Here is a 21,875-nt window from a genome sequence, read left to right as displayed (position 1 = left end):
CCAGAGTTACCGTGTTTTTGAAATCCAACTGTCCGGACGACAGGAAGCGACTATGCCGACTTTCCGGCTGACCCTCGTCTCGCCTGAAAGCCTGTTGTTTTCCGATCGGGTCGACCAGGCAGACCTGCCTGGCGTCGAGGGTGATTTTGGTGTGCTTTCCGGCCATGCGGCGATCGTCGCAATGCTCAGACCGGGGATTGTGACCGTGATGGCTGGCAATACCACCAGGAAATTTGTGGCTTTGGGAGGGCTGGCCGAATTTTCCGGAGGGGAGCTCACGATCCTTGCGGAGTCGGCTTCCCCCGTTGAAGAGTTTGACCTGGCCGAATTTCACTTGATGATTGAGGAGTTGCAGCTAAGTCTGGAGAAGCAGCCGGTCGGCACTGAACTCGATCGAGCCATTGCGTTGCTCGACCACTACAAGTCTATCCGTACGAGCCTGGCGGCTGCGACCGCCTTCTAACTGCGTACACAAATCCGGGTGGGATCAAAAATGACAACATTCGACAAACGCGAACAAGGCTTCGAAGCCAAATTCATCCATGATGAAGAGCTGAGATTCAAGGTTGTTGCGAGGTGCAACAAGATGCTTGGCAACTGGACCGCGGGGCAGCTCGGCCTGACTGGAGATGCTGCGGCCGCCTATGCGAACGAGCTCGTCACGGCCGACCTCGCGAGCCAGACCAGCGACGATACCTTGCGCAAGGTGGCGAACGACCTTGCACCCAAAGGCATTTCGAAGCAGCAAATCGCCGGGAAGATGGACGAGTTTTTTCACATTGCGCTGGCGCAGATCGAATCCGGCAATTGATCGGAGTGCCGTCGTCAGTTTCTGGCGAAGCAGAGCGTCGTCCCGGTCGCCAATTGGCTGGCCCGGTTGGGCTCCCAGGAGATTAGCGTGACGATATCGAACAGGCGGTCATCGTCCATACGTGCGCTCGTGGTACGAGGCTTTGACTGGACGGCGATGCCTGGTTCGGAATGATGGCAGGGGCGCGAAAGTGCCCGAGCGAGAGGCAAACCAAGAGGGGAAGGATGATGGTATCGACGAAACTGCCGCTCTGGGTCCGCTTTTTCCTGCTCCTCGGCGTAGCCGCGGCCGCGACCGGCGCTGGTCTCCTCGGGTATAAGTACTATACGCGTCCGGTAACGCTCACCGTGGCGGTCGGCTCCGTGGACGGCGAGGCGAACAAGGCCATGTTGGCTCTTGCAAGCCGACTCGTCACGGCGAATGCTCCCGTGCGGCTCAAGGTCATCGACAGGGGCTCCGCCCTTGGGGCAGCGGACGCATTTTCGAAGGGCCAGGTGGATCTCGCGGTAGTACGGAGCGACGTCGGCGACCTGTCGCAGGCGCAAGCCGTTATCGTTGTCACCCATGCCATCGTCATGATCGTCGCGCCGCCGGGATCCTCCATCGACAGCGTCGAGAAGCTGAAGGGGCGTACGGTTGGCGTGGTCGGCGGAGAAGCCAACTCCAAAGTCGTCGATGTGCTGACGAAGGAATACAGCCTGGCTAACAAGGTTTCGTTCAAGAACATCGTTCCGGCGGATGCGCACCAGGCGATTCAATCCAAGTCGGTCAGCGCCCTGATTGTCGTGATACCTCTGACTCAGAAGTATCTGTCGCAGGTGCGCACGTGGTTTCCGACGGGGCCAAAGGCGGCGCCGGTGCTGATTCCGATCGAAGCGGCCGGTGCGATTGCGGCGACCGAACGCGCCTACGAAAGCTTCGACGTACCGAAGGGCACGCTGCGGGTGTCGCCACCGGTCCCGGAAGACGACGTGACGACCCTGCAAGCCACGTTGTATCTGGTTGCAAACAAGAAGCTCGGTGCCGACCTGATGGCGAGATTCACGCAGACCATCCTGAGCGCGCGCAGGGACCTGGTCGGAGAGCAGCCCGTCTTTGCGCAGATTACCGGGCCCAGCATGGACCAGGACGCCTTCCTTCCTCTGCATCCCGGAGCGGCAGCATTCTACAACGGCACCCAGCAGAGCTTCATGGATGAATACGGCAACTGGATCTATCTGACGCCGATGGTGCTGGGCGGCGCGGCTACGTTGCTCGCCGCGGCGTGGAAGTTTCTCGGTCTAGGCAGCGGAAAGACAGAAGGCCCGCTGGATTCCCTCTACGCACTGGGGCGCCGCATCCGGAAGGCCGTCTCGGATGCCGAACTGGCCGCCATCGAGGGAGACATCGACGACATTCTGACGGCCGAACGTGCCAAAGCGGCGGGCGGCGACGATGAGGCGGTCGATGCCGCGACCCTGAACGTGGTAGCCCATCGGCTGGAGGGGCTGATTCACGACCGGCGCGCGGCACTGGCGAAGAGACCGGGAGTCTTTACCGCGGCCTAAAGCATGATCTTTTCGGAAAACCGCTTCGCACCTTTCCGGATCATGCTCTAGCAGTCTGCTGAAGAACTCCTCGCCACGGAGGGGGCTTGATGATTCACTTTATCATCTCGATTCGGTGGAGATGATGATGCGCGGCAGGTTTACGGATCAGGGCGGCCTGTTTTCGTACATTGCGCCGGATAAGCGTGTGCCAGCGAACCATCCGCTGCGGCAGGTTCGGGAACTTGTCCGGGACGTTTTGAGTGATTTGAACCGCAGCCTTGGGAGGCTCTACGCCAGCGAGGGACGCCCTTCGATCCCTCCAGAGCAATTGTTGAGCGCCTTGCTGCTGCAGGTGTTCTACGGCATCCGCTCGGAACGCCAGTTGATGGAGCAACTGGACTACAATCTTTTGTACCGCTGGTTCGTGGGACTGTCGCCGGACGATCCGGTGTGGGACCCGACCACCTTCACCAAGAACCGGGAGCGGCTGCAGAACGGCGATGTGTTCACGAAGTTCATGACCAGGCTTCTGAACCATCCGCAGGTCAAACCGCTGCTGTCGGACGAGCACTTCTCGGTGGATGGAACGCTGATCGAAGCCTGGGCTTCACAGAAGAGCTTTCGCCCCAAGGACGGCAGCGGCGACGATGAGGACGGCGCCAACTTCCACGGCCAGAAGCGCAAGAACGACACCCATGCGAGCACCAGCGATCCGGACAGCAGGCTTTATCGCAAGGCGGCCGGACGGGAGGCCAAGCTTTGCTATATGGGCCACGTCACCATGGAGAATCGGCATGGGCTGGCGGTGGCCGGCAGGGTCACACATGCCGATGGCACCGCCGAACGCCGGGCTTCGGAGACCATGCTGAGGGCGAGCGCAAAGCCGCAGGCCGCCGTATCACCGCCGGTGAGGACAAGGCGTACGATACCGTCGATCATGTCGCCAATCTTCGCGCCATCGGCGTGACGCCGCATGTGACGCAGAACCAGGCCGTCACCAAAACCGGCAAGACCCGCAACAGCGCCATCGACGAACGAACCACGCGGCATCCGGGATATGGCATGTCGCAATCACGCCGGGCGATGGTCGAGTGCATCTTCGGATGGGGCAAGCAGCACGGCACCATGCGCAAGACCAAACATCGTGGCATCGGCCGCGTCGCCGCCGATTTCCTGCTCAATCTGATCGCCTATAACCTGATCCGCATTCCCAAACTGCTTGCCGCCTAGCCACCCCGCGTCAGGGTACACCCAACACCAGCCTGGAAAACTATAACCAACTCCACCGCGCCGACCCAACAACGGCCGCAACAACAAGAAAGCTCTCCATTTCAAGGTTTTTCAGCAGACTGCTAGGTGATTTCTAGACGCCCGTTCCACTCTTGAGCGTCTGGCATAGGCAAACGCCGCCGCAAGTGGTGCCAGGTCGGCGATCAGTTTGCCGAACGCGCCACCGACATCACGATTGAAGGATGGCGTGCGATTGCGGACGCCGTCGTGGACAGGCGGGAAGAGCGGGACTTGGGGCAGGCCATGCAGACATCATTGCCCGTCGACCTCTCGTTCATGCTGAGGGAAAGGATCGTCAGCGTTGGTGCGATCCGTGCAGTCGTGAGGCTCTGGAAATGGCGCTTCACGCCGCACCTGCGGAGCCTTTCTCGGTAGTCGGCCTTCTGGTGTCAACCAAGGCGCGACCTTGCTGTCGAAGCGCGCTTACCAGGAAGGTGCTGCTTTTGTGGTAGCTGACGAGCATCCTGTTGACTTGTTGCGATGGCGTCTGCGCGTAGCCCCTATCACAGGAGTTCTGGCAGTCGATGTGCTCGGTTGGCACTCGCGCCATGGTTCTTGCGGGCCATCTGCTCAAATCCCTCGTTCGGAATAACGAAATTCGCCGTGAACGCTCGTTCGCCCGATACCGACAAAAATGCCAACAAACCGGGCGGCAACGTTGAACTTTTATGTGCGTTTTCAACGTGCCGCGAAAATATTCCTGATGATCGGAAAGCGAGCTTGCGGCATAAGTTATTGTTATTATTGCCATCCTCAGCTTGGTGCCCCCTGGCCGGCAATTTGTCGTCGATCGTTGCCGATACCAACAGAAATGCCAACAGGTAGACGTGCCGTACTAACTGGCAAAAATAAAACGCAGCAGGGCAGGCACCATGCCGTTCCGGTCTCCACAACGTCCCGACCGGAATGGAACCCGGCTCTGACTCGAAATGCCGGAGGCTTGGACGATTTCGGGTGGCGACGCTGTTGCTTGGGCGCAAGACCGACGCCAAATGCGCTGATCGTGCGGCGCTGATCCGCGATCTGCTGGACGTCCAATGACGATGGCGTGCCAATGTTCGACAAAACACCGAACGCGGCGCTGCGGACATGGGCTGCGATACTACCCTGGCGGCGACCACTGCGCACACGGCTTCCACTCGACCGCGTCGACCCCGTTCAACGAGGAGGGCGCGTTCGACGGCGTTGTAGTGGAAGTCCAACTCGCCCACGACACTGAGAAGGAAGCGCTGGTGGCGCGACGAGGTGCGGCGCCGGCTTGAAGGGGCCGACCAGAACCAAGATCCGCGGATCTATACCTGTGCTGTCTATTGGGCCGGACGCGTGCGTTTAATGCAGCGTTCGGCTGATCGCCTCGACAGTCTGCGCGACGGTGCGCCCGACGTCCCGCTGCGCAGATCGGCGGTCTAGCTTGCTCTCGCTTCGACTCTCGGCAGCGAAGCGTGATATTCATCCACGCTGTCGAGGTCGATCATGGTCTTACCCCCCATCTTGTAGGCCCTGATCCTCTCGTGGGCGATCAGCTCATAAGCCTTAGTCTTTCCGAATTTGCCATAGCGGCAACCATCCTTGAACTCGACGAGCCGGCGCCGCTTTTTGTTATCATTGTCAACCATGGTTCCTGCGTGTGCTTCGATGATTTCCGCCGCAATCGGATCAAGTCCCGCTGAGCGAGATCGGCATAGGCATTTCCATGGCGCGACCTTGGCGTCGATGCGGGCTTACCAGAAAGGCACTGCTTTTGTGGTAGCTGATGAGGTTCATGCTGACTTGTTTCGACGCCAGCTGCGCGCAGCCCGATTGCCCGGATGCGTCGATCTATGTCGCCTACGGTGCAAAACAAAACTAGTACGCCCACTCTCGAATCGAGGAGCTAAAAGTGGCGAAGATGGCAAAGAAGACGGCTACGAAGAAGAAACCTGTTCGTCGCGAATAGCTTCGCTTGGCGACCAGAGCCTGTGCGGTGTTCGGCCGCAAAGGGATGCGAAGATGATTCGGTGTGCGTCATAGCGGACGGGACATATCATTCCTTCACCAACGGACATTTCGAGTCGGAGAGCTTTCCGAAGGCTTGGTCGCCAGACATCGTTTGCACCAACTTATAGTAGTCCCACGGATGTTTCGACTCAGCAGGCGTCTTGACCTGCATGACGTACATTTCATGTTCCATCAATCCATCGCCGCGGATGATGCCGCTGGGTGTAAACATGTCGCTGATCTTGGTCTTGTGCAATTCCGCCATCACCTTGTCGGAATCCGTAGTCTTCGCAGCCTTGACCGCATTGAGATAGGTGAGCGTGGCTGAATAATACGCGGCCTGGGTCATGGTCGGCTCGCGATTCGTTTTCTCAAAGAATCGCTTTGCAAAGGCTCTCGTCTTGTCGTTAAGATCCCAATACCAACCGGTCGTCAGATAGAGGCCCTGGGCGCTCTCCAGCCCGAGGCCATGGATGTCGCTTATGAACGCCAGCAGGGCGGCCGGCTTCATCTTCCGTGTGACGCCGAACTGATTGGCGGTCTTGAGCGAATTCGTGAAATCACCACCGGCATTTGCAAGACCCAGAACGTCAGCGCCCGAGCTCTGGGCCTGAAGGACATACGACGAGAAGTCGGACGTCGCGAGGGGAGCGCGCACGGCCCCGACAACTTTGCCGCCGCCTGCCTTTACCACGTCGGCCGCCGCATCCTGAAGCTGAGTGCCGAACGCATAGTCAGCCGTCAGGAAGAACCATGATTTGCCTCCCTGTTTCAGAATGGTCGTCGCGGTCCCGTTACCGAGCGCGGTAGTGTCATAGGCATAATGCACCGTGTAGGGAGCGCAATCTTTGCCGGTGAGAGAGGCCCCCGCTGCACCGATGGCGAAGAACGGAGTCTTCTTCTCCCTCGCGATCGTTGACATAGCGATGTTGACGCCGGTATTGGAGCCCCCAAGCACCATCGTCAGTCCATCGCGATCCGCCCATTCGCGAAACCTCTCGGAACCGAGATCCGGCTTGTTCTGGTGGTCAGTCACGAGAAGCTCGATCTTGTTGCCGAGAACAGAGCCGCCAAAATCAGCGATGGCCATTTTTGCGGCCTCTACGCCACCCGGTCCGATGATATCGGCATAGACGCCAGACATGTCGTCGATATCGCCGATTACAACTTTGTTCGAGGCAGCATGCGCGGCCGGTGCTGCAACAAGGGCGCAGAACGCCGATGCAACCATATAAGACGTTTGTGCGTTTTTCATCGATCATTCCTCCGTTATGTTTTGCCCAAATGCGTCCGAAATCCGCGGCAACACGGGACTATTGGGTAGAAGTTCATTTCGGGTCTGGCGGCCCGAGGCACTACGGTCTTTTGCTTGATCTCCTTCAGGAGTTCGTGAGCATGTGTGACACGATCCACCTATTTGACGGCGCCGCCGGTGATGCCGGCGATGAAGCGATCGAGGAAGAAGTTGTAGGCAACCGCCACCGGAATGCCGGCGATCAACGCGCCGGCCATGATCTCACCCCAGAAGAAAATGTCGCCCCTGATCAGATCCGTCGCCACGCCGAGCGTGACGGGCTTTTCCGCGGTGGAGGAGATGAAGGTCAGCGCGTAAACGAATTCCTGCAGCGTCAGCGTAAAGGTGAAGATTACGGCAGTCAGGATCGCGGGCAACGACAGCGGAATCACCATTCTGATGAATGCGCCGAAGCGGCTGCAGCCGTCCACGACGGCTGCCTCCTCAATCTCGACCGGCATGGCCTTGAAGAAGCCCATCAGCAGCCAGGTGCAGAAAGGGATCGTGAACGTCGGATAGACAAGGACAAGCGACCACATCGAATTCTGCAATCCGAGATCGGCGACGATCCGTGACAGCGGCAGGAACAGTAGCGTCGGCGGCACCAGATAGGTCAGGAAAATCCCGATCCCGAGCGCTTCGCCGCCACGACCCGTCAGCCGAGCCAGGCTGTAGCCGGCGGGCAGCGCCGCCAGAAGCGTGATCGCGACTACGCATGTTCCTATGATCAGCGAGTTCAACAGCCAGCGCGCGAAGAGGGTCTGCTCAAACAGGTATCGGAAATGCTCCAAGGTCGGTGCTTGGTTGAACCAGAACGGAATATTCGTAACGTTGTAGAGATCGGGATTGCTCTTGAGCGAGGTGATAAACATCCAATAGAATGGAAACGTTGTCAGAACCACGAAGAACGCGACCGCGCCGCAGAACAACATTTCCCGCAAGGTGTTGGCGATTGTGCGCTGCATCTCAGATCTCCCTGCGGCGAATGAAGCGCAGCATGCCAACCACTACGAGAAGCAACACCGGCAGCATGAACAGAGAAGTGGCCGCCCCGTGCGAAACGTCACCGGAGACGATGCCGACCTGGAATCCCTGAAAAGCGAGGACCGAGGTCGCGCCGACGGGCCCGCCGTTGGTCAGCAGGTAAACTACCGAAAGATCTGTGAAGGTGAACACGATGCCGAAGATCAAGCCGATAGCCACAATGGGCAGGATCATCGGCATGATGATCTGATAGTTGCGGCGCCAGAATCCGGCGCCGTCGACCGTCGCGGCGTCGATGATGTCCTGCGGCACGGCGGTAATGCCGGCAAGAAAAACCACGATAGCGAAGGGAAAGAAGCGCCAGGCGTTGACGACGATTACGCACAGCATGGCGAGATGCGGGTTGCCGAGCCAGTTGGGTGCCTGCGAGCGATCGATAATTCCGAGCGCGATCATGGTCCAGTTTATGACGCTGTAGAGCGAATCGAACATCCACTGCCAGGCGACGCTGGCGAGCGCGATGGGTACGGCCCACGGCAGGATAATCAGGGCTCTGATGAGCTTGCGCCCCGGAAACGGCCGCAATAGCAGCAGCGCGCCGAATTTTCCAAGGACCAGACCAAGCAACTGCGAAGCAAAAGTGAAGAGAAAGGTGTTTCCGAGCGTTTCGAGAAAGACCGGATCTTGAACGATCTGCTTGAAGTTGGCGAGGCCGACAAATCGCCAGGATGGATCGTAGATCGTATAAGCGCTGACCGAATAGTAAACGGCGAGCAGGAATGGCATGCCGATCAGTAGCAAGACATAGAGGATCGCCGGCGCCACGAAGATTGCGCCCAACACTCCGCGCTGATCTAGCAGGAATGCAAAATGCGGGGCCCGTTTAGTCGCGATTGGTTCAACGATGTCGACCATCAGCGCAATCTCGTTTCACAGGCGGTTCGTCCGCTTCCCCTCAGTGTTGAAATAGCGCAGCGCGCTATTGCGCACGGCGAAGGGGTGCCACTCTCCCGGGCGAATGCTCTCCTCGGCAACATGCGCCGGCGGCAGCTTTGCCGTGATCACCTGCGCGTCAAAACCGTCGAGCACGCCATACACGATGCGCTCAGAACCGAGATATTCGGAGCGGTCGACACGAAAGGAAAACTCGGTGACACCGCCGTTGCCGTCATCGATCATTGCCTTGGGCAGGAAGTTTTCAGGACGGAACCCGAGATAGCCGCTGCCGCGGGCGAGCAGGTTCATGGGCGGTGTGCCAACAAAGGTCGCGACGAATCGATCGGCAGGCTCATCGTAGATTTCTGCCGGCGTTCCGACCTGGCGTATCCGCCCGTGGTCGATCACCGCAATCCGGTCACCCATGCCCATTGCTTCGACCTGGTCATGGGTCACATAGATCGTGGTGACACCGACCCGCTGCTGGAATTGCTTGATGTCCTGCCGGGCGGAGGCGCGCAGCTTGGCGTCGAGATTGGAAAGCGGTTCGTCGAGCAATAGTGCCGTCGGCTCGCGCACCAGCGCGCGAGCAAGCGCAACGCGCTGGCGTTCTCCGCCGGAAAGCTGGCGCGGTCGCCGGTCGAGCAGATGGTCGATTCCGAGCAGGCGCGAGGCCCATTCGACCTTCTTGTCGATCTCCCTGCGGGGAACGCGCTGCGTCTTCAGCGGGAACGCGATGTTGTTGCGCACCGTGTAGTGCGGATAGAGGCCGTAGCTCTGGAACATCATCGCTACGCCGCGAGCGCGTGGTGGCGTGTCGTTGACGATGCTGCCCCCGATGATGAGGTCGCCGCTGGTCTGCTGCTCCAGCCCGCAGACGATGCGCAGAAACGTCGTCTTGCCGCAGCCCGAAGGCCCGAGCAGGACCATGAACTCGCCGTCGGCTACCGTCAGCGTGATCCCGTCTACGGCGGATGTCTCACCGAATGTCTTGATAATATCCCTGGCCAAAACAGCAGCCATCAGAATGTCCTGTTAATCCAAGATGGCGGACGTTGTGGTGCGGAACCCGGGCCGCGACACCGCGGCGCGGTCCATCGCTCGCCTCACGCCTTGTGCAGCCACTTGTTGAAAATGCCTTCGCATTGCTGCGCGGCCCATTTGACCGAATCCTCTGCGGTCATTGCCCCCGTCGCTGCCTTTGCCATCATGTCGCAGATAATGAAGTTGTTGTAGACCTCGTCGGTGGCGGGCCAGGCCGGCCCGGGGTAACCGGGAACGGCGGACCACTCGTCGGAAGTTTGCAGGATGGCCAGCTTGTCGTGCGGGGTCGATGTCGGGTCATCGGATAGAAGCGGCATCGGCTTGGGGACGATGTTGGCGAAGATCGGCATGTTGTAGCCGGAGCTTGCTTTGAAGGCTTCGACCCAGTTGTCGGTGTAATATCTCAGGAAGTCTTTCGCTGCGTCCTGGTTCCTGGCGAACTTCCAGATGCCGTAGAATTCTGCGGCGCCGCCCATGAACTGGCGTACGGCCCCCTTGGGTGGCTTCATCACGAAGATGTCGTCCGCCACCTTCTTGTTGAGCTGCTGGGCGGTGCGGTAGGCCGAGATCGGGTTGATGATCAGCGAACCGACGCCGGAGTCGATATACTGATTGTTGGACGAGTCGTTCCAGGACAATACGTCCGATGTCATCGCCTCCTTGTAGAGCGCGGCAACGTATTTGACGGCTTCCACGCTCTCCTTGCTTTTCAGCACAACGTGCTTGCCGGTCTCGTCCTGAACGGCACCGCCAAAGCTCCATAGCAGGCCACGCCAGGTGGTGTTCGGGTCGTTGCTGTGACCGAGCGAAATGCCGACCGGGTTGCCCTTTGCTTTCAGCTTAGCGCCGCCGATCCGAATGTTGTCCCAGGAGTCCGGTTGTATACCGATCCCGTCCCACATGCTCTTGCGGTACATCACGGGGAAGTTGATGTAGTAGTCGGGAAATGCCGACCAGGTGTTGTCGTCCTGATTGTGCCCGATCTGCCTGCCGATTACGCTGACCTTGCCATGTTTCTTCTGCGCTTCCTCGACCAGATTCGCGACGTCGACAAGGAATTTGCGGTAGAGGTGCGCGCCGCCGGCGCCGTTCCATCCGAACAGGTCGTGGCCCGAGCCGGCCGAAGCTTCTGCAGCCGCGCGCGCGGCGACGTCTTGAACGGGGATGTGGTCGACCGTGACATCGATGTTGTTCTTCTCGCCCCAGTCCTTCGCAAACTTGTCGAACCATTTGTCGTAGGCCGGGACAAAGTGGCTCCACTGCACGATCGAAAATGATTTGGTGTCTGCGAAGGCGCTGGAGACGAATGGAGTAGAGAGAGCCGGCGCAGAGCCGGCTGCAAGGAGCGTGAGACTGGTTTGCTTCAAAAAGCGGCGTCGTGTGACGCGCGGCGATCTGCCCGTGCTCATCTTGAATTCCTCCCCTGAATGTCTCCAGTTGGAGAAGGCTCATCCAGATGAGGGATCAGTCTAGCTCGGTCCTGGATCTTGCTATTTCAAGGCCAATATAGGCTTCACGCACGGATCGGCATTTCTACTAAAGCCGGTCACTCAGTACGCTGCCGTACGAAGCCCTGGATCAAAGGACGCGAGCAGCTCGAAGCCTGTGTCAGACGCAGCAAAGGCAGGCCCTCATCAGGGCGATTTCCGCGGGAATGTGATGCTCATGCACGCCGTTGCGGTTCAGATGCCCGTATTCCGATGCGATGATCTGGTAGCATTCGCATGTTCGGCGCTCGAGGGCCGTACGATCGCGCAGGTTGATGGCACCTCGACGCTTGGCGAGCCCGCCGGTGCGCTCCAGTTCTGCCAGCGTCGTCGTAATGCTGGCGCGGCGTACGCCCAGGCTGGTGGACAGCATGTCGTGGGTCACGGGAATTATTCTGTCATCGAGCCGGTCGGCGGCAAGCAGCAGCCATCGGCTCAATCGTTCCTCCAGGCTGTGACGCGCGCTGCATAGCGTCGTCTGGGAGTTTTGAACCAGGAGGGCGTGGATATAGTTGAACAGCTGCTGCCGTATTTCCGGATCCTTCTGCATTGCGCGTTGCAGGTCCGGCACCGCGACGCGCAATGCATATCCTGGAACCGACATGAGGCATCGATTGGGAGAGCGCTGCAAGCCAAGCACGGCCGCCACGCCGACCAGCCCGAGCCGTCCCACCATGGCAATTTCCACTGGGCCATCACGTTGTGTACGTGTTAGCAGCGATGCGACGCCGCGTTCGATAAAGTAGATGTGCTCGATCGGATGGTGGTAATCTTGAAGAACGGCGCGGTGTTTTAACGCGACCGGCTGCAGGAAGGGGCGAAGTTGTTCAAACGAATCCGGCCGCAGACCGGCGAGCAGCCGATTCTGTACACGGACTATTCGCTCCGGTTTGGCTTCGTTGGTAGCTAATCCATTGGGCATTATATGCACACGAGATACCTGCCGGGGACCTCGCAAACAAGCATCACAGTCAAGATAACGACGCTCGACCCCGGCTCAAGGTTCCAAGCATTTCCACGAAAATGTCGCATGCAGTGCAGGTACACCCAAGCCGCGGTAGCTCGCGCCACCCTGATCGAAACTCGCACCTTCCTTCTCTCCAGTGTCGCGCCTCAGTTTCAACCAAAGTGGCATTGACTGTGAGCGCTCGGAAGAAGAAGAGCAAAGTGCAATGTCGCGCAGGCAGTAAATATCGTGCAGGCATCGCTGGACCGACTGCCTGCCACGCGCTTGGTTGTGTCCGGACCGCGGGGCAAAGCGGATAACCGTGGCGGCTTTCCTGATCCCGGGGGGGAGATTGATCCAACCCAGAGTGGAGGAAGAAATGCCCAGGTTTATCGAACCCTTTCAAGATATCGAGGCGATGAGTACGGTTGGCGTGTCACGCCGAACCGCGCTTCAGACTGGTGCGAGTCTGGTTGGTGGCATGCTGCTGCCGGCCTCATTCGTATCCGCTGCCTCGGCGGCGGACCATCCAGCTATCGGTACGTGGCCAGCCGGCAGCGAAAGTGCATCCGTCACCATAGGTGCCACGGTCCCGCGTACCGGAGCCTACGCAGTTCAGGGTGAAGACGAGCTCAAGGGCATGCAACTCGCCGTTGAGCACATCAACGGCGGTCATCCGTTGATCAAGAAGATTGCGCCGAAGGTAGACAAGGGCGTGCTTGGCAAGGAAGTGAAGCTCGTAGTGGCGGACTCCGGCGCCAAGCCAAACAATGCAGTGCAGGAGCAGCAACGCTTCATCAGCGAGAACAAGATCATCGCGATGACCGGATCGACCTCCTCGGCGGTTGCCGTAGCGCTCAACAAATTTGCCGAGCGGGAAAAGATCATCTACCTGGTTGCCATTTCAGGCTCCAACGACACGACCGGCAAGGATTGCGCGCGTTACTCGTTCCGCCAGTGCTTCTACGGCGAGACGGCAGCGAACGCGATAGGACCGGTGCTGGTGAAGAACTTCGGCAAGGGCAAGAAAGCGGCGTTCATGACGCCGGATTACACTTACGGCCACACCGTCACGAAGTCTGTGAACGACTACCTGACCAAGAACGGCGGCTGGACCATGGTGACCAACCAAATCTCGCCGCTCGGAACGCAAGACTTCAGCCAGTACCTGACCAACATCGCCAACTCCGGAGCGGACGTCATTGTGAATGTCAACTGGGGACGCGATGCCGTGTTGTCGATTCAGCAGGCCAAGCAGTTTGGCCTCATTCCGAAAATCAAGCTTGTGATTCCATACCAGATACCGTTCCTGGCCAAGGAGGTCGGACCGGAGCTCACCGAAGGCGTCTTTGCAGCGACGGACTTCTGGTGGACGCTTGAAGACAAATTCCCGCTGGCCAAGATGTTCGTCGAGGCCTTCGACGCCAAGTACGGCTACAAGCCCGAATGGGGAGCCAACAATTCCTACATGCAGTTTGCTATATGGGCACGCATGGTATCGGAGACGGGAAGCTTCTATCCGCCCGACGTCATCAGGCAATACGAGAAAGGCGAGACATTCTCCTCGACCGTCGGTGATGTCCACTTCCGTGCCGAGGACCACCAACTCGTACGTCCCGTCGTTATCGTTCGAGGCAAGGCGCCGAAGGAGATGAAGAACACGGAAGACTACTGGGAGGTCATCGAGGTCGTTCCGGGCGGACCGCTGATGCAGAAGCCCGATGCTTTCGGGTGCGATCTCGGCAGCTACACCTGACCTCGTCGAAGGCAAGGCCCCGTGCGGGAGGCCGTTGTGGTTAACTGGCCGAACTTTGTATCGCAGCTGTTCAACGGATTGGTGCTCGGCGCGCTTCTGGCATTGATCGCGTCGGGCTTGACGATCATCTACGGAACACTCGGGGTACTCAATCTCGCGCACGGGGCCATGTTCATGCTCGGCGGCTATGCCGGATGGCTTGCCTATACCTATACGGACTCATTCATCGTTGCGGTTGCTGCTGGGAGCTTATTCGTCATGGTTGTCGGAGTGGCGATGGAGCGGCTCGTCATCCGCCACTTCTATGCAAGGCCGCCTGAGGACCAGCTGCTTGTCACTTTCGGCCTCGGCATTGTCTTCGTGGAGACCGTCCGATTCTTCTTCGGAAGCCTCTCGAAGACGATTCCCGCGCCGCAAGGACTCGTCGGCATCACGTCGCTCGGGTTCATGTTCTATCCGACCTACCGGTTGGCACTTCTCGGCATTGTCATCGTCGCGCTGATCGCGCTTTACCTCGTTCTTTACCGTACCTGGCTTGGGCTGATCGTGCGCGCCGGAATCGAGGACGCGGCCATGGTCGATGCGCTCGGCATTGACGTCGACAAGGTGTTCATGATGGTGTTCGGCCTTGGCGCGATGGCTGCCGGTTTCGCCGGCATAGTCAACGCCCCGGTCGTATCGGTTGCACCCGATGTCGGCGAGGCGATCCTGGTGCAGACCTTCGTGGTCGTCGTTATCGGCGGGGTCGGTTCATTCACCGGCGCAATCATCGGCGGGCTGATCGCCGGCGAGATCATCAGCATCACCTCGATGTTCAACCCCGGATATTCCTACGTCATGCTGTTTGTTGCGATGACGCTGGTTCTTGTCCTGCGGCCGTATGGCTTGCTGGGCATGGCCGGCCGCGAATGAATGTGATCCAATGATGCTGAGGCAGCGCCCACTGGTCGTCGAAACATTGACTGCACTGGGGCTGATCGCGGCTCCGTTCGTGCTGCCTCATCTGGGCTTTTCTCCGACGACCATCAACCGCATCTTGGTGTGGGGACTATTCGGCATCGGCTTCGACATCCTGTTCGGATTTGCGGGCCTGCTCTCGTTCGGTCAGTCGGCTTTCTATGGCACAGGCGGCTTCGTCGCAGCCTACCTTCTGACCGTGATGGAATTATCGAACGTAATCGTCGCGCTGTTCATAGGAATGATCTCGGCCGCAATTGTAGGCTATTTGGTCGGGGTGATCGCGCTCAGACGCAGCGGCATCTATTTTGCGATGATCACCGTTGCCATCGCAGAGGTATTCTTCTTTGTCGAGTTCAACCCGCTCTCGGCCTATACCGGCGGCGAAAACGGTCTGCCGGGCGTCCCCACGCCGAGCCTCTCGTTCGGCTCCTTCACCTTCAACTTCGACACCGACTGGTCACTCTATGGCTTTTTGGCCTTCTGGTACCTCGCCGGAATCGTCGTCGCGTTGCGCATCGTGCGGTCACCGGTGGGAGTCATACTGGGGGCGATCCGTGACAACCCCCAGCGCGCGGCGGCAGTCGGACACAACGTTTATGCTTACAAGCTCCTGGCTTTCGTCATTGCCGCGGCCTACGCAGGATTTGCCGGCGGTCTGCTTGGCGTGCTGCAGGCCTTCATGCCGCCTGACGCTTTCATGTTCGACACCTCCGGGCAACTCGTCATGCAGACGGCCATTGGTGGGGCGGGAACACTTTTTGGTCCGCTGGTCGGAGCCGCCGTGTGGCTCTATCTCAGTGATTTCTTCCAGACCACGCTGAACCTCGGTGCCTCATGGAAGCTTGTGTTGGGTCTCGTCTTCGTGCTGCTTGTCTGTTTTTTGCGCCGAGGCATTGTGGGCGGACTGGTGGATCTGATGCGATTCTCGGCCGGTCGCAGCTGGCGACGAGCACCAGCGCCTTCCGTGCGGGTTGCGCCTGCCGCGCGGAACAATGCGCCCGTCGTGCCCATTCCTCTCCGGAACGACCGGACGGCAAGGGACGGGATTGTCTTGCGGGCAGAAGGCCTCACCAAGCGATATGGGGGCTTGGTCGCTAACGACGACATCAGCCTCTCGGTTCGCCTGGGCGAACGACGAGGCATCATAGGGCCGAACGGGGCCGGCAAGACCACCCTGTTCAGGATGCTGACCTGCGAGATCCCGCCGAGCGCTGGGCGCATCTTGCTTCAAGACCGGGATATTACCGGGCGAAGCATTACCGAGGTCTGCCAGCTCGGCCTGACCAAGAGTTACCAGGTCAATCAGCTGTTTGTGCAACACACCGTTCGCGAGAACATCCTCATCGCCGCCCTCGCTGAGAGACGCGGCTCTGCACGTCTTGACCTGTTCCGCAGCGTCGATCATGTGGCGGGCCTCAACGAGCATGTCACACAAATGCTTGCGCTCGTGCACCTTACGGATCGCTCTGACTCGCCGGTGTCGGAGCTGGCATATGGGGAGAAGCGGCGCCTCGAGATCGGTCTTGCGCTTGCAACGTCGCCCAGTCTCCTCTTGCTCGACGAGCCTCTGGCCGGCTTGAGTCCGCGCGAGCGGCTAGAAACCGTGCAACTGCTCAAGTCGATCGGACGGGGCCGGACGCTGATCGTGATCGATCACGACATGGATGCAATTTTCGACCTCTGTGAGCGGATCACCGTGCTGCACGAGGGGCGTGTTCTCACCGAAGGGAGGCCGGAGGATGTCAGGCGCAATACGTCCGTGCAGGAAGCCTATCTCGGAGGCATTGCAGCAGCATGAGTCTTCTTAAGGTCGATTCGCTCAACAGCTATTATGGCGACTCGCACATTCTCTTCGACGTCAGCCTTCGAGTCGAGCCGCACGAGGTCGTGGCGTTGCTCGGCCGCAATGGTGCAGGCAAGAGCACGACTTTGAAAACGTTGATGGGTTTGGTGAAGCCCCGCTCCGGCAGGGTCTTGTTTGACGGTCGCGATCTTGCTGGCCAGCCGGCCCATGCCATCGCGCGAGCAGGTGTCCAGCTCGTGCCCGAAGAGAGACGCATCTTTGGCAGCCTCGATGTCGAGGAGAACCTGACATTGGCGAGCTTGACGGCGCCCGACCGCTGGACGCTCGAGCGCATCTATGGGTTCTTTCCACGCCTGGCCGAACGTCGACGGAGCCGCGGAACCGACCTCTCCGGCGGAGAGCAGCAGATGCTGACGATCGCGCGAGCGCTCATCCGCAGTCCGAAGATCATCCTTCTTGACGAGCCGTTTGAAGGCTTGGCGCCCGTGATCGTGCATCATCTCATCTCAGCGTGCCGCAAGCTTGCCGAAGCAGGTCAGACCATCCTGCTTGTCGAGCAGAACCTAGCGGCGACGCTGGCGCTTGCCGATCGCGTCTACATCATCAACAACGGTCACATCGTGCATGAGGGGCCAGCGGCCGAGATAAAGGCCCAACCCCACTTGTTGCAGCGATACATCGGAATACAAGGTGACGAAGTGTGACGACGCTCTCAAGAACGTCGCTGTCGCTCATTAGGCCGATGTCGGATTGTCTGTCGGTCGAAGGTTGACCACCAACAGCTCGACCACGGCCATGAACGCGACGGCAAGCCCGATGCCAATGCTGAAGTGCATGGCCCTTGTATGAGTGAAGCCCAGCAGCCACGGCGATACGGCCAGCCAGGCCCCCAACAGAACATTCACCCATTCCTTGCAGTTGGCATAGGCAAGGATGGCCGCGATCGCAGTCAAGACAACGGCTGCGCTGCTGAGCCAGATGTCAATTCGCGCATTTCGTTGCGCGTAGGCGAACAGCCATGGAGACACAAACAGAAAAGCGGCGAGCGAAAGGTCGTAGATATCCATTATCGCCTCGCTGCGCCATTTCCTGCGTCACCTCGAAATTTGCGATGCTCCAAACATGGATCGCCTCCTCTCGACAGTCGGCGCGGCGGTATTGCCCCGCCGACACAGTACATCTCCGCAATAAGCGCGTCCGTCATGGACGCCTCAACGCCTGATCAAGCTATCGACGCCGTGATCAAGCGTGGATGACTTCCACGATCTTCTTGTCGGTCGGATTCACGATCAGAAGCTCGTTCTTCAGCAAGGCGTAGTCATATGGCCCCAATTCGGGAACCCGGCCGCTGACTTTCGCCGGCACCGGGAGCAGCGAAATTGTGCTCGGAATGGCAGTCCCGACCGACGGCACGAATCCCGACGGCGAGGCTTGGTTGGCTCTCTGCTTGCTGATGTCGTTCCAGGCGAGCTTCTGCTGCGAACTGGTAAGCGAGAGAGTGTCTTTCGCCATCGATCGGCTGGGATTTGACATGGACGAGTGTTTTGACATGGCGGTGTCATTGGCCGCCGAAGCCGCGCCAATGCCGGCGGCGAGCGCGATGGAAGCAATTACGGGCAATAGGTGTCGTTTCATGGTGGGAATCTCCAAGTGAGAATCGCCCCCAGTTACTGTCAAATCGCCGACTTCACGCAAGTTTCCATTAAAAATCGGACATGATCCGCTGCCTGGCTCGGGGTGAGCCAATTCTTGTCCTCAGGGGAAGGCCCAACTTCCCTGTTTGCGTCCTCAATCTAAACGGTCTTATCCCGAGGTCGCCAATGGGCCGGATTGACCGGCACAACCTTCTTGGAGTGACCGTGCAGCCAGCCGTTTGGCACTCGTCCGCAGGGAAATCGAGGGAGTGAAGCTCGATCGCGCTAAGAGAGGTATTGGCCGAAGGGCGCTGTGTCGATGGGGCGACAGCCGGCAGGGCGTCATTTTGTAGGTGCCCTTCAGGGACCTACGCAAGGTTGCGGTCCTTGGTTCTCTATTTCCACGCCGAGCATGACAGTATTCATGATATATCGCTCATCACGGCGCATCTTCAGGCGTCCAGCACTTCCTGGACTGCTTCAAATATGTCGTCTGCCGTCCCTTCGATCTTGCAATCGGCCCAGGCTTGGTAAGCCCTGGCATAAACCAACTTTTCGGCACCTGGATCGATCGTCGAGACCATCTCATCTCCGGATTCGCTCAGAGTGAGGGCTTTCACCTCCATGGCGACCGCGGTAATGAACCTCACGCGGCCTTCATGCTCGTCGAAAACATTCGCGGTCATGAGCGCTTCTCCGTATTCTGGTCGGCTTGGCGGCTCCTGCTAATGCTGCACGCCGAAAAATGATCGGCGCTGGCCTATTCGTGCAGTTGCGAGCTACGACCGCGGCTCCTGCGGTTGTTCCTTTGGCCGCTCTCTCTTGCATGTGAAACAGACCGAACGTGCAACTTGAGCTCCGTTGATGGCTAACCGTTCGTGGACGTGTGGGGTCCTCGTCGTACAGAACTCGCAGTATGCCTGCGGCAATCGCAACGCAATTTTTCTTGAAGTGTCCACGAATCGCCCCCGTGCATAACATTCACTTCCCTCCTCCTCAGGGCAACTTTGAAAGACAACCAACGCGAGGAGCCGTACGTTATCGTACTGACTTTGTATGTGGCGGTCCTTCGGCAACAAGAAGCATGGACGCCGCCACAGAACGATCGAGCGTCGGCCGGGACTAGCCAACCGGACGCTTCCCGCCAGGAAGAAATGATCGGCGCAATCCTGGTGATCGAGATTGCCCGCATGCTGATACAGGCCGACGGCCAGCGAGGCCATCGAGGCGGCGCCTGAGAGGACGTCGGCGAGGTGTGTCATCAACGCTCCTCCCAAATCAACCCATACAGCAGGACCAGCGTTGCCATCAGGCCGATCGACATCCTGAGGATTGAAAGATCCGTCGTGGGAAACACCAGCTTGTCCGCCCATAGTGCGACGTTATTCGGTGCAAGACTCGCGAAGCAGATCGAGCTCCACAGCAGAAGCCTAGAGTGCGTCCGCAGACGCGCGCGAACCAGCAACCAAGCACACAACGCACTGGTGATCGCACACAAGCTGTAGATCACCGCGGCGGCCATAGCTTCCTAGTCCTTTCGGAACTTGAACGCATCCGAGGATGTTCGGACATGACGGAGTTTCGAATGGATCAGATTCGTGATGGGAATCAGGTAGTGCGCATAGGCCTCTGCAAGCGCCTCGACGGCGGCGTCTCTATCCGAGCGCCGGACATAGCGATAGTGCCCGCCATCTCGCACGAGAAATCCATCATCGGCGAGCCCGGCCAAGGCCGCGGCCATATCCGAAGGGGGCGCATAGAGCCGCTTGGCTACGGAAGCGACGTCCCATTGTTCGCTTGAGCGCGCGTGCAGGAACAGAAGCGCTTCGAGTTGAGCCACGGAATCAATGTGCCTCACAATCAGATGCCGAACCTCTTCCGGCATTGGAGCTTTGGACATTCAGCGACCTCGGGCGAGCGTCACCGCAACCGCATGTCAGGAATTCAAGATTGGATTGAGCCGAGACGATCAAGCTCGTGCGCTTTCAAGCCGCAGGCCTGTTGCATCACTCAACCAGGCTCAGGCGCTTTCGGCTTTTCAATCGTCTCACCGCGAGGGCAACGGATGGATCACACAAGATGAACTGGAGCATCGCAACAAGGTCTTCCTGATTTTTCCTGGAAGTCGCCTCGTCATAGACGGCCAGGAGTCGCTGAGCTTCCTCGACTGCGGCGATTACGGATTCATAGTCTGACATCATGCACCTGCGCTTCGGATGCTCGACTATGACACAAACCGGACTGTCTCCCATTAACTAGATCGTCGCCCCAGAAGGTACGGTATCGTACATAGGAGGCTGACGGCGTTGTTCTCGGCGCCCTCGGTGGCCGGATCATACCTAAGTCGAAAATGCGCGCTCGTGCTCACAGGAACAGATGTCTACGTGCGGCAAGATGCTACTGAGACCAGTTCGACCGCGTCTTGTGCGGGTGGTCAACCCGCCATACGCTTCTTCGATCAGAGTTGCGCAGTATACAGGAAGCGATGACGCCTAACGTTAGAAACAGTCTGTTGCGCCTTATCCCGAATGACGAGCTCTCGCGCGTTATGGACGTTTGCGAGCGGGTCACGCTTGCGCCACGCCAGGTTCTTCATCATTACATGCTGCCAATGGAGCACGTATACTTTGTCGAAAGCGGACTGGTGTCCGTGGCCGCGAAAGTCGGACGCGAGAAATTCGTCGAGGTCTGGCTGATCGGATCCGAGGGACTGGTCGGCGCTCCGGTCGTTCTTGCGGCCAGAGGGGTGCCGCTGCATCGAAGAACCGTCCAGTTGACAGGCGATGCATGGCGGATCAAGACCGCCGAGTTTTGCGAACTTTTGGAATCCCTTCCGCACTTGCGCTCGGTGGTCGAGAGATACCTGGCCGTTGTATTGGCCCAGACTTCCCAATCGGGCGCCTGCAACTCGTATCATAGTCTCAAGCAACGACTGGCGCGCTGGCTGCTGATTGCCCAGAACGCCACGGGCGAAAACGAGATTTCGCTCACTCACGGAGTACTGGCGGAATTGCTGGGCGTGCGGCGAGCCAGCGTTACGGAATGTCTGGAAGTTCTCCAAAAAGATGGAACGGTAACAACAAGACGCGGTTCCGTGAAGATACAGGATGCTACCGAGTTGTCGAAGCTCGCTTGCGATTGCTTCAAGCTGATCGAGCGCGAATATCGCCGGCATCTGCTGCCCGCGCTTGATATCGGCTTCCGCCAACGGCCGCCTGTTTCGCTCTCGGCCCCTGTCGGCGCGGGCGACTCCGCGCTCGTGGACCGAGAGCCAAAACGTCCCTCCGGGTAGAGGTTCAAGCTTCCGGGCAGGCGTCCAACGGGCCTCTCGCGTTCCTTGATTGATGTGGCGAACAACTTCGGCGGCCGTCCGTCTCGTCAAGCGAGCTGCTCTTCGGGAGCGCTCGTCAGCGTCACAGAATC

General features: G+C 59.0%; 22 protein-coding genes and 1 pseudogene. 10 read left to right on the top strand and 13 right to left on the bottom strand.

The window, feature by feature from the left end:
- Window positions 1–52: 52 nt before the first annotated feature.
- The 5 genes and pseudogenes from ACVW1C_RS14810 to ACVW1C_RS14790 all read left to right on the top strand — a co-directional run bounded on the left by ACVW1C_RS14810 (window position 53) and on the right by ACVW1C_RS14790 (window position 4,455).
- Complete coding sequence (locus tag ACVW1C_RS14810; RefSeq protein WP_456763084.1) at window positions 53–463, top strand: F0F1 ATP synthase subunit epsilon; 411 nt, start codon at window positions 53–55, stop codon at window positions 461–463.
- 30 nt (window positions 464–493) lie between these two features.
- Window positions 494–811, top strand: a complete 318-nt coding sequence (locus ACVW1C_RS14805) for a DUF1476 domain-containing protein (protein ID WP_456759053.1) — start codon at window positions 494–496, stop codon at window positions 809–811.
- A 224-nt stretch (window positions 812–1,035) separates the two neighbouring features.
- The gene (locus tag ACVW1C_RS14800; protein ID WP_456759052.1) at window positions 1,036–2,358 is read left to right on the top strand and encodes a TAXI family TRAP transporter solute-binding subunit; all 1,323 of its coding nucleotides are present in this window, start codon (window positions 1,036–1,038) and stop codon (window positions 2,356–2,358) included.
- Between the two features lie 127 nt (window positions 2,359–2,485).
- Window positions 2,486–3,570: pseudogene (locus ACVW1C_RS14795) on the top strand (IS5 family transposase).
- A 663-nt stretch (window positions 3,571–4,233) separates the two neighbouring features.
- Window positions 4,234–4,455: a hypothetical protein gene (locus ACVW1C_RS14790; protein WP_456759051.1), complete on the top strand. Its 222-nt coding sequence runs from the start codon at window positions 4,234–4,236 to the stop codon at window positions 4,453–4,455.
- A 581-nt stretch (window positions 4,456–5,036) separates the two neighbouring features.
- Here ACVW1C_RS14790 and ACVW1C_RS14785 read toward each other — a convergent pair.
- The 7 genes from ACVW1C_RS14785 to ACVW1C_RS14755 all read right to left on the bottom strand — a co-directional run bounded on the left by ACVW1C_RS14785 (window position 5,037) and on the right by ACVW1C_RS14755 (window position 12,274).
- Window positions 5,037–5,246: a hypothetical protein gene (locus tag ACVW1C_RS14785; protein ID WP_456759050.1), complete on the bottom strand. Its 210-nt coding sequence runs from the start codon at window positions 5,244–5,246 to the stop codon at window positions 5,037–5,039.
- A 407-nt stretch (window positions 5,247–5,653) separates the two neighbouring features.
- Window positions 5,654–6,862, bottom strand: a complete 1,209-nt coding sequence (locus ACVW1C_RS14780; protein ID WP_456759049.1) for an ABC transporter substrate-binding protein — start codon at window positions 6,860–6,862, stop codon at window positions 5,654–5,656.
- 158 nt (window positions 6,863–7,020) lie between these two features.
- The gene (locus ACVW1C_RS14775) at window positions 7,021–7,866 is read right to left on the bottom strand and encodes a carbohydrate ABC transporter permease (RefSeq protein WP_456759048.1); all 846 of its coding nucleotides are present in this window, start codon (window positions 7,864–7,866) and stop codon (window positions 7,021–7,023) included.
- A 1-nt stretch (window position 7,867) separates the two neighbouring features.
- On the bottom strand, window positions 7,868–8,800 hold the full coding sequence (locus tag ACVW1C_RS14770) for a carbohydrate ABC transporter permease (protein ID WP_456759047.1): 933 nt from the start codon (window positions 8,798–8,800) through the stop codon (window positions 7,868–7,870).
- A 15-nt stretch (window positions 8,801–8,815) separates the two neighbouring features.
- Window positions 8,816–9,844 carry an ABC transporter ATP-binding protein gene (locus tag ACVW1C_RS14765; RefSeq protein ID WP_456759046.1) on the bottom strand — a complete coding sequence of 343 codons (1,029 nt, stop codon included), beginning with the start codon at window positions 9,842–9,844 and terminating at the stop codon, window positions 8,816–8,818.
- Window positions 9,845–9,927: 83 nt separating this feature from the next.
- The gene (locus ACVW1C_RS14760; protein WP_456759045.1) at window positions 9,928–11,274 is read right to left on the bottom strand and encodes an ABC transporter substrate-binding protein; all 1,347 of its coding nucleotides are present in this window, start codon (window positions 11,272–11,274) and stop codon (window positions 9,928–9,930) included.
- Window positions 11,275–11,473: 199 nt separating this feature from the next.
- Window positions 11,474–12,274: a Crp/Fnr family transcriptional regulator gene (locus tag ACVW1C_RS14755; RefSeq protein WP_456759044.1), complete on the bottom strand. Its 801-nt coding sequence runs from the start codon at window positions 12,272–12,274 to the stop codon at window positions 11,474–11,476.
- 403 nt (window positions 12,275–12,677) lie between these two features.
- Here ACVW1C_RS14755 and ACVW1C_RS14750 point away from each other — a divergent pair, with 403 nt between their 5' ends.
- From ACVW1C_RS14750 to ACVW1C_RS14735, 4 genes are read left to right on the top strand one after another with little or no spacing between them, the layout of a single operon-like run.
- Window positions 12,678–14,054: a substrate-binding protein gene (locus ACVW1C_RS14750; RefSeq protein ID WP_456759043.1), complete on the top strand. Its 1,377-nt coding sequence runs from the start codon at window positions 12,678–12,680 to the stop codon at window positions 14,052–14,054.
- A gap of 36 nt (window positions 14,055–14,090) precedes the next feature.
- Window positions 14,091–14,966, top strand: coding sequence for a branched-chain amino acid ABC transporter permease (locus tag ACVW1C_RS14745; protein WP_456759042.1), 876 nt, complete (start codon window positions 14,091–14,093; stop codon window positions 14,964–14,966).
- A 13-nt stretch (window positions 14,967–14,979) separates the two neighbouring features.
- On the top strand, window positions 14,980–16,812 hold the full coding sequence (locus ACVW1C_RS14740; RefSeq protein ID WP_456763083.1) for a branched-chain amino acid ABC transporter ATP-binding protein/permease: 1,833 nt from the start codon (window positions 14,980–14,982) through the stop codon (window positions 16,810–16,812).
- Window positions 16,809–17,522 carry an ABC transporter ATP-binding protein gene (locus tag ACVW1C_RS14735; protein WP_456759041.1) on the top strand — a complete coding sequence of 238 codons (714 nt, stop codon included), beginning with the start codon at window positions 16,809–16,811 and terminating at the stop codon, window positions 17,520–17,522. The genes ACVW1C_RS14740 and ACVW1C_RS14735 overlap by 4 nt, the downstream gene beginning before the upstream one ends.
- A gap of 30 nt (window positions 17,523–17,552) precedes the next feature.
- Here ACVW1C_RS14735 and ACVW1C_RS14730 read toward each other — a convergent pair whose 3' ends face one another.
- From ACVW1C_RS14730 to ACVW1C_RS14705, 6 genes are all read right to left on the bottom strand, one after another.
- On the bottom strand, window positions 17,553–17,885 hold the full coding sequence (locus tag ACVW1C_RS14730; protein WP_456759040.1) for an SPW repeat protein: 333 nt from the start codon (window positions 17,883–17,885) through the stop codon (window positions 17,553–17,555).
- A gap of 175 nt (window positions 17,886–18,060) precedes the next feature.
- Complete coding sequence (locus ACVW1C_RS14725; protein ID WP_456759039.1) at window positions 18,061–18,453, bottom strand: DUF1236 domain-containing protein; 393 nt, start codon at window positions 18,451–18,453, stop codon at window positions 18,061–18,063.
- Window positions 18,454–18,904: 451 nt separating this feature from the next.
- Window positions 18,905–19,138, bottom strand: a complete 234-nt coding sequence (locus tag ACVW1C_RS14720) for a hypothetical protein (RefSeq protein WP_456759038.1) — start codon at window positions 19,136–19,138, stop codon at window positions 18,905–18,907.
- A 575-nt stretch (window positions 19,139–19,713) separates the two neighbouring features.
- On the bottom strand, window positions 19,714–19,974 hold the full coding sequence (locus ACVW1C_RS14715; RefSeq protein ID WP_456759037.1) for a DUF5985 family protein: 261 nt from the start codon (window positions 19,972–19,974) through the stop codon (window positions 19,714–19,716).
- A 6-nt stretch (window positions 19,975–19,980) separates the two neighbouring features.
- A complete protein-coding gene (locus tag ACVW1C_RS14710; RefSeq protein ID WP_456759036.1) occupies window positions 19,981–20,352 on the bottom strand; it encodes a hypothetical protein in 372 nt (123 codons plus the stop codon).
- A gap of 106 nt (window positions 20,353–20,458) precedes the next feature.
- A complete protein-coding gene (locus tag ACVW1C_RS14705) occupies window positions 20,459–20,650 on the bottom strand; it encodes a hypothetical protein (RefSeq protein ID WP_456759035.1) in 192 nt (63 codons plus the stop codon).
- A gap of 314 nt (window positions 20,651–20,964) precedes the next feature.
- Here ACVW1C_RS14705 and ACVW1C_RS14700 point away from each other — a divergent pair, with 314 nt between their 5' ends.
- The gene (locus ACVW1C_RS14700) at window positions 20,965–21,744 is read left to right on the top strand and encodes a Crp/Fnr family transcriptional regulator (RefSeq protein WP_456759034.1); all 780 of its coding nucleotides are present in this window, start codon (window positions 20,965–20,967) and stop codon (window positions 21,742–21,744) included.
- Window positions 21,745–21,875: the final 131 nt, after the last annotated feature.

The sequence above is a fragment of the Bradyrhizobium sp. USDA 4011 genome (assembly GCF_054063415.1).
Note: the sequence above shows the minus strand (reverse complement) of the source record. Positions and strands in the feature narration are given on the sequence as shown.

Bases quoted from the DNA above. Each gene is read 5' to 3' on its own strand.
- ACVW1C_RS14755 (WP_456759044.1), bottom strand. From the start codon at position 12,274: ATGCCCAATGGATTAGCTACCAACGAAGCCAAACCGGAGCGAATAGTC.
- ACVW1C_RS14720 (WP_456759038.1), bottom strand. From the start codon at position 19,138: ATGACCGCGAATGTTTTCGACGAGCATGAAGGCCGCGTGAGGTTCATT.
- ACVW1C_RS14785 (WP_456759050.1), bottom strand. From the start codon at position 5,246: ATGGTTGACAATGATAACAAAAAGCGGCGCCGGCTCGTCGAGTTCAAG.
- ACVW1C_RS14810 (WP_456763084.1), top strand. From the start codon at position 53: ATGCCGACTTTCCGGCTGACCCTCGTCTCGCCTGAAAGCCTGTTGTTT.
- ACVW1C_RS14715 (WP_456759037.1), bottom strand. From the start codon at position 19,974: ATGGCCGCCGCGGTGATCTACAGCTTGTGTGCGATCACCAGTGCGTTG.
- ACVW1C_RS14740 (WP_456763083.1), top strand. From the start codon at position 14,980: ATGCTGAGGCAGCGCCCACTGGTCGTCGAAACATTGACTGCACTGGGG.
- ACVW1C_RS14730 (WP_456759040.1), bottom strand. From the start codon at position 17,885: ATGGATATCTACGACCTTTCGCTCGCCGCTTTTCTGTTTGTGTCTCCA.
- ACVW1C_RS14800 (WP_456759052.1), top strand. From the start codon at position 1,036: ATGATGGTATCGACGAAACTGCCGCTCTGGGTCCGCTTTTTCCTGCTC.
- ACVW1C_RS14780 (WP_456759049.1), bottom strand. From the start codon at position 6,862: ATGAAAAACGCACAAACGTCTTATATGGTTGCATCGGCGTTCTGCGCC.
- ACVW1C_RS14735 (WP_456759041.1), top strand. From the start codon at position 16,809: ATGAGTCTTCTTAAGGTCGATTCGCTCAACAGCTATTATGGCGACTCG.
- ACVW1C_RS14765 (WP_456759046.1), bottom strand. From the start codon at position 9,844: ATGGCTGCTGTTTTGGCCAGGGATATTATCAAGACATTCGGTGAGACA.
- ACVW1C_RS14705 (WP_456759035.1), bottom strand. From the start codon at position 20,650: ATGTCAGACTATGAATCCGTAATCGCCGCAGTCGAGGAAGCTCAGCGA.
- ACVW1C_RS14750 (WP_456759043.1), top strand. From the start codon at position 12,678: ATGCCCAGGTTTATCGAACCCTTTCAAGATATCGAGGCGATGAGTACG.
- ACVW1C_RS14770 (WP_456759047.1), bottom strand. From the start codon at position 8,800: ATGGTCGACATCGTTGAACCAATCGCGACTAAACGGGCCCCGCATTTT.
- ACVW1C_RS14710 (WP_456759036.1), bottom strand. From the start codon at position 20,352: ATGTCCAAAGCTCCAATGCCGGAAGAGGTTCGGCATCTGATTGTGAGG.
- ACVW1C_RS14775 (WP_456759048.1), bottom strand. From the start codon at position 7,866: ATGCAGCGCACAATCGCCAACACCTTGCGGGAAATGTTGTTCTGCGGC.
- ACVW1C_RS14725 (WP_456759039.1), bottom strand. From the start codon at position 18,453: ATGAAACGACACCTATTGCCCGTAATTGCTTCCATCGCGCTCGCCGCC.
- ACVW1C_RS14805 (WP_456759053.1), top strand. From the start codon at position 494: ATGACAACATTCGACAAACGCGAACAAGGCTTCGAAGCCAAATTCATC.
- ACVW1C_RS14760 (WP_456759045.1), bottom strand. From the start codon at position 11,274: ATGAGCACGGGCAGATCGCCGCGCGTCACACGACGCCGCTTTTTGAAG.